The following is a 6844-nucleotide window of genomic DNA, read 5'->3' as shown; positions in this document are numbered from 1 at the left end:
GGAAGCAGCAGCCCCTTTTTCGCCGTAATCGTGGCGACCGTAAGGCCGGTAAGAGAGCCGAGAATAGCCACAAACTCCGGTCCGAACAGAAACGCATATAAGAGCGCGGAGCTCGTATACACCGCACCGATCATCAACGTCCATGGGATCATCGGCCACACATCTTTCAGGCCCTTCCCTTTTCCGAAAAACAGCACGAGTACAAAAATCAGGATGGCCGGCACAAAGGTGCCGCCGAATAAATCAATGAGCGTCACGGTCACTCCTACCTCCTGAAAAAAGGAAGGTGTGGCTGCTTCAAGCGTACTGAGACCTACAATAACCGGCGTTCCAACCGCTCCAAAAGCAACTGCCGAACTGTCGGCAATTAGAGCCGTCGCGACAGCGGCAAGCGGCTTGAAGCCGAGCGCCACCATTAAAGGTGCCGTAATCATCGCAGGCGTTCCAAAACCGGCAACGCCTTCAATCAACGAGCCGAACAAAAATGCGACAAGAATCAGCTGGACTCTCATGTCGGCTGATATACTCTGAAATCCCTGGTTGATCCGGTCGACCGCCCCGTTTTTACGAAGCGTATTCAGCAGCACGAGAGCTCCGAATAAAATCAACAGGATCGTCAACGTTTTATGGGCTCCCTGCAGAATAGAAGACAGAATCACCCGGCTTTCCATGTCCCAGAATAAAACCGCCAGAAAAATCACAATAGCGGCACTCAGCGACATACCCTTAATGGCCGGCATTCGGAGCAGTACAAGAAAAAGAAACGGAAAAATAACGGCGCTCAAAGCGGTCAGCATTAGCATAACGGTGTCTCCTTCAGCAGATAATAATACGCTTTCATTTTTAGAAACGGATGAATGCCTGTATGTCAGTCGAGCATCCGCCGCTTAAGATCAGGTCATCTGATGACTAGCTTATTCTACCTTTATTTTACCATGAGAGGAAATCGCTTTCAATTTCATTTTTGTCTTTCTTGTGTCCAATAAAAAAGAAGAACCCGCCTGCTCACGGGTTCTTCTCTCTATTAATTTATTTGGGCGTTACATGCTTCTATAAGATCAGCAAGGTTCTGTTCAGTGAAATGGCCGCTGCTGAAATTAATCAGTCCGCGGAGCGGCATTTCCTTCATCATTGCTTCCATCATTGGATCTGCGGCACCGCCTTCTTCTACCATCTGCTGGGCAAACAGATTATTTGAAGCAAGCGAAGCAAGGTGCTTTTCAAGCACCGGTTTTAAATCCGGATGCTGCGCTAATTCTCCCAGTCGGGAGTTGCGGTGTATCCGGGTAACCGGCCGTGTGTCCTCTGAGATATCTACCTCTTCGTGCAGACGCAGATCACGGGACGAAGCACCGACAGTTATTGTAAATGTGCCGGGTTCAACGATCCATTGGCTGAAACCGTCATGGTAGTAGGCAAAACTGCGCTCATTCAATTCAAATGTCACGTCTTTGGATTCACCAGGTTCCAAATGAACTTTCTTAAATCCTTTCAGCTCTCTTTCCGGCCGTTCGAGGCTGCTTTTCTGATCTTTAACATACAGCTGAGCCGTTTCTTTGCCTGCTGTGGAACCGGTATTCGTGATCGTGCAGGTGACAGTTACATTCGTACTGCCTGCTTCCTGCTGATCGATCCGAAGATTGCTGTAGGAAAAGGTCGTGTAGCTCAGCCCGTAGCCGAATGGAAACAGCGGCGTTTCTCCTTTTGCATCGTAATAACGGTAGCCGACGTACAGCCCCTCGCCGTACGTCACGTTGTCTTTATTGCCGGGAAAATGCAGGTAGGACGGGTTCTGTTGCAGCGTCATAGGAAATGTTTCTGCGAGCTTTCCGGATGGATTCACGCTGCCAAACAGAATATCTGCGGACGCCTGCCCCATTCCCTGGCCGCCCAGATAACATTCTACGACGCCTTTCACGCTGTCCAGCCATGGCATTTCAATCGGCGCACCGTTGCTGAGCAGTACTGTCACATTATCATGAACACGTCCCAGCTCTTCTATCAGCGCCGCCTGATTCGCCGGCATCTGCAGATGTGTACGGTCATATCCTTCCGATTCATACCGGTCCGGCAACCCTGCATAAACGACAACTTTATCAGCGGCCTTCGCAGCCGCGAGTGCTTCTTCCACTAAAGCCGCATCGGTGTCGTTGCGGTCGAGGTGAAACCCTCGCGCATACGTAATCTGCTGATCTGCGGACGCTGTCTTTTTGATCTGTTCGAGCGGAATATCTAAATAGGCTGGATTCACCTTGGAGCTTCCCCCACCCTGAAATCTCGGCTGTTCAGCAAATTCCCCGATCACTGCAACTGACTCAGAGGCCTGCAGCGGCAGCACGTCTTCATTTTTCAAAAGAACCATACTTTCCGCAGCCGTTTGCACCGCAAAATCATGATGCTCTTTTTTATCCACGTTCCAATTTCGGGATAAGCCTTTTTCGGCTTTATCTGCAAAAGCAAGCATCCGCTCTACGGTCCGGTCAAGCACTGCTTCATCCAGCGTACCGTCTTCAACAGCATCCTGAATCGCTTTGTCGCCCACACCGCCGCTGGACGGCATTTCCAGGTCCATTCCGGCTTTCAGGCCGGCCACCCGCTCATTCACAGCACCCCAGTCCGAAACTACAAACCCTTCAAATCCCCATGTGTCCCGAAGAAGTTCCGTCAGCAGTCTGTGATTTTCCGAAGCAAAGACGCCGTTTACTTTATTATAGGAGCACATCACAGACCAGGGCTGGCTGTTTTGGACCGTCGCTTCAAAAGCGGCCAGATATATTTCATGAAGCGTGCGCTCATCCACGCGTGCATCCATGGTCAGCCGGTGGTACTCCTGGTTATTAACGGCAAAGTGCTTCAGGGAGGTGCCAATACCTTCCTGCTGAACCGCATGAATATAGGCAGAAGCCATTTCAGAGGAGACATACGGATCTTCTGAAAAATATTCGAAATTACGACCGCATAGCGGGGACCGTTTGATGTTAATCCCCGGTCCCAGCAGCACCGCCACATCTTCCGCTCCGGCTTCATGAGCCAGACGGCGTCCGACGCCTTCCATCAGCTCTCTGTTCCAGCTGGCGGCTAGTCCTGCAGCGGTCGGAAAGCACGTAGCCGGTACGCTGTCGGACAGACCCAGGTGATCAGCACTGCCCCCCTGCTTGCGAAGGCCGTGCGGACCGTCGGTTACCATAAAGCCTGGAATCTGATGCTCTTCTATGTTCTGTGTGTTCCAGAAATTCTTTCCGGAACAAAGGCTTGCTTTCTCTGCAAGAGTCAACTTTTTGACCAGTTCGCTGTATGCTGCCATGATTATCTCCTCCACTTTTTAATACTTTGGTACTCTCCCCTTTTTTCCATATAGTTACACTTCAGAATAGAAAAAAGCAGCCGCCTATGCGCGTCTGCTTCGTATTTTTATAACTTTTTCTATTTAATCGAGCTGCTCTATGGATTCCAATAATCGTTTAGCGTTATTCGGCCTCTGCAGCAAGTAGAGCGTTTCTAGTAAACCGTTATATTCACTCTCTGCCAGCAGTACAGCATTTCCATTTTCTCCAGTAATAACGATTGTTTCTTTATCCTCATTTACCCGGTCCATGATATTATCGAAGTTTTTCTGTGCATCATTGTAAGCAATAAAGGTCACCTTATCACTCCTTTTGTTACTTTGCTTTTATTGTACCTGTCTTTCACAAAAGAAGAATCCTTTCCAGGATGATGCTCACGGTACCGGGGCCGTTTCTTTGTATTCTTCCACCAGGGCCTTGCTTTCCCATTTTCTGCTCCGCCAGCGTATATACATCAGGCTGGCCCTTCCCCATTCATCTATCGTCATCGCAATCCAAATACCGATCAGCCCGAATTCAAGGTAGATTCCGAGCACATAGGCAAGCGGCACGGTCACGCCCCACATGAACAGCATCCCCATCAGAACGGGGTAGCGCGCATCCCCTGTCGCCCGGAGCGCGCTGATGATAATCAGATTACCGGCTTTTCCCGGTTCCAGAATAATGCCGATAAAAAGAAGAATAGTGCCTGTCGCTATAATATCCGGGTTGGACGTAAACAACTGAAATAATGCTTCGCCCGAAAAAGCCAGTACCATGCCGACAAGCAGTACGATCAGCAATGCTATTTTAAGGCCCCGGAACATTTGATGATACGCCAGTTCTCTTTCGCCTGCCCCGATCAGCTGCCCTACATAAATCTGCATGCCCTTTCCTACGGACAGCGAAAATATCATCATCAGCGCCATTAAGTTTAAAGCGTAGACTCTTGTAGAAAGAGCGGCGGCTCCAAGCGTGGTGATAAATATCGTTATCGCCAGCTGGCTCCCATTATACGAGAGCTGCTCACCGGCGGACGGAATGCCGATGTGAAGAATTTTTCCGGCATGGCGCCGCTCCAACTTGTAAAAATCACTCCATTTCAACGAGACGTCCAAGCGGATATACAAAAGGACGGCTAAGACAGTCATGGCGAGTACCCGTGATATGACGGTCGACAGCGCTACCCCGGCCACTCCCCATTCCGGGAAGCCGAAAGCCCCGAAAATAAACGCATAATTTCCAAACACATTTAATACGTTCATGCCAAGCACGACGTACATAACGTCTTTTGTATACCCTTTACCCTGCAGCAGAGCAGAGAGCGTCATCACCAGCGCCTGGGTAAAAAGAGTGCCCCCGACAATGAGCATAAACGTATCCGCATATGTAATTAATTCCGGCGCCAGATTAAATAATTCCAGCAGAGGAAGACGAAATAAGACAACGATGGCGCTGATAAACAGACCGAAGGCTAAGTTGATAATAATCGCGTGCGAGACAATTTTACTAATATCTTCTGTTCTGCGGGCGCCCGTATACTGCGAGATCACCACACCTGCACCTAAAGCAGTGAAATTAAACAAAACAAACGTCAGCAGGAAAATCTGATTGACGACTCCGATGGAAGCGACCGCATCATCCGAAATAAAGCTGATCATAAACACGTCTACAAACTGCATCGCAATTTGTAAAAAAACTTCAATGAAAATAGGCCATGTAATAAGAAACAGCGACAGTTTCTTACCAGGCAGCGGTTCCCGGGTTTTCTTTATCAAGGCAGATGTCCTCCCTGCTTCTATATATGGGGAGACGTTCCCCTCTTATGTATATTTGATTTCATTACTATCAGTATAGTTATGTTAAATACCAATAACAATCTTTATTTATTGAATAAACTTAGTACAGTGAAATAAAGCCCAATGCCAGAACAACTCTGACATTGAGCTTCTTATTTATTTTGTATTAAGTCACAGGCGCCGGATTGAAGAGACTTAAATCATTGTGCAGTCCCCATTTTTCGGCCCAGGTTTCTTTCTTTCCACTGGCTATATCCAGGATCAGGTGGAAGATTTCCCATCCTACGTCTTCGATTGTGGCTTCTCCTGTAGCAATCGTGCCGGCGTTTACGTCAATCAGATCCTGCCACTGCTCCAGCAGGGAATTACGGGTGGACACTTTAATGACCGGCGCGGCGGCTAGTCCGTAAGGCGTGCCTCTTCCTGTTGCGAAGACCTGCATGTGCATGCCCGCAGCGAGCTGAAGGGTGCCGCAGACAAAGTCGCTGGCAGGCGTTGCGGCAAAGATAAGGCCTTTCTGCTTTGCTTTTTCTCCCGGAGACAGGACGCCTGCAATCGGGCTTTTCCCTGATTTTGCTACGGAGCCGAGTGATTTCTCTACTACGTTGGCGAGGCCCCCTGCCTTATTGCCGGGGCTTGGGTTGGCACTTCGATCCGCGCTGCCTCTGGAAAGATAATCGTCATACCATTTCATTTCCCGAATCAGCGATTTTCCTACATCTTCATTGACCGTTCTTGGTGTCAACAGATGCACGGCGTCCCGTACTTCCGTAACTTCAGAAAAGAAAACCGTTGCTCCGGCACGAACCAGCAGGTCGGTCGCATAGCCAATAGCGGGATTGGCCGTGACGCCCGAGAATGCGTCGCTTCCGCCGCACTGGGTTCCTATTACTAAATCAGACACAGGACAGGTTTCCCGCTGCTTTTGGTTAAGAGTGGACAGTCTTTCATCCGCCATGTTTGTAATCATATCTACCATGTTTTGAAATCCCTGCTGATCCTGCAGACACCAATATTGTCTTCCCCGCCTTCGTTTATCAGACGGGTCGGGGACAGCTTTTCGCATCCCAGACCTACAACCATCATTTCGCCGCCGAAATTGGGATGGGTGGCGATGTTTTGAATCGTCTGGATCGGTATATTCGCGTCGGGCGCGTTAATAGCCACACCGCAGCCGTACGTATGGTTTAGTGCGACAACATCATGTACATTCGGGTATTTGGGAAGCAGCTCTTTTTTCACCCGCTCTACCGTATAATCCAGCACCCCGGCTACACACTGAACGCTTGTCGTAATACCGAGAATATTTCTAATGCCTACGCTCCCATTCGGATTTTTATATCCTTCAAACGTGTACCCTTCCAGCGGAGGGAGCGTTTCCGGTATCTCTGTGGCCAGCGATAATTCCTCCAGCTCGGGAGGAGTTGGCAGCGTCAGGGATGACTCGTTAATCCAGCCTCCTTTTTCAATCGGTTCGATCGCATACCCGATGACTACCCCGTAGCGGATGATTTCTTTATCTTTTCCAATATCGGTTAACGCTACTTTATGCCCCTGCGGCACCCGATCCCGGAGAACGAGGCCGCATGCAAATTCGGTTTCCTTCCGGAAGCCCCCCTGCGTTTACGATAATCGCCACATTGTCCTCGGGCTGGATTTGAATATATAACGGCGTCTCGACAGTATCCTGATTTCGTGCCATATGATTCATCCTTTCATTCT

General features: G+C 49.4%; 4 protein-coding genes and 1 pseudogene. All 5 read right to left on the bottom strand.

Annotated features, from left to right (window positions below):
- Positions 1–803 (bottom strand): L-lactate permease (locus MMY81_RS32735; RefSeq protein WP_252316102.1); only part of this gene is annotated, 803 nt, incomplete at its 3' end.
- A gap of 221 nt (positions 804–1024) precedes the next feature.
- Complete coding sequence (locus tag MMY81_RS32730; RefSeq protein ID WP_252316101.1) at positions 1025–3304, bottom strand: glycoside hydrolase family 3 C-terminal domain-containing protein; 2280 nt, start codon at positions 3302–3304, stop codon at positions 1025–1027.
- 123 nt (positions 3305–3427) lie between these two features.
- Positions 3428–3643 (bottom strand): type II toxin-antitoxin system Phd/YefM family antitoxin, encoded by a 216-nt coding sequence (locus MMY81_RS32725; protein ID WP_252312238.1) that lies wholly within the window; start codon positions 3641–3643, stop codon positions 3428–3430.
- Between the two features lie 75 nt (positions 3644–3718).
- Positions 3719–5101, bottom strand: a complete 1383-nt coding sequence (locus MMY81_RS32720; protein WP_252316100.1) for an MATE family efflux transporter — start codon at positions 5099–5101, stop codon at positions 3719–3721.
- A gap of 187 nt (positions 5102–5288) precedes the next feature.
- Positions 5289–6824, bottom strand: a pseudogene (gene garD / locus MMY81_RS32715) (galactarate dehydratase).
- Positions 6825–6844: the final 20 nt, after the last annotated feature.

The organism is Sinobaca sp. H24 (assembly GCF_023845525.1).
Note: the sequence above shows the minus strand (reverse complement) of the source record. Positions and strands in the feature narration are given on the sequence as shown.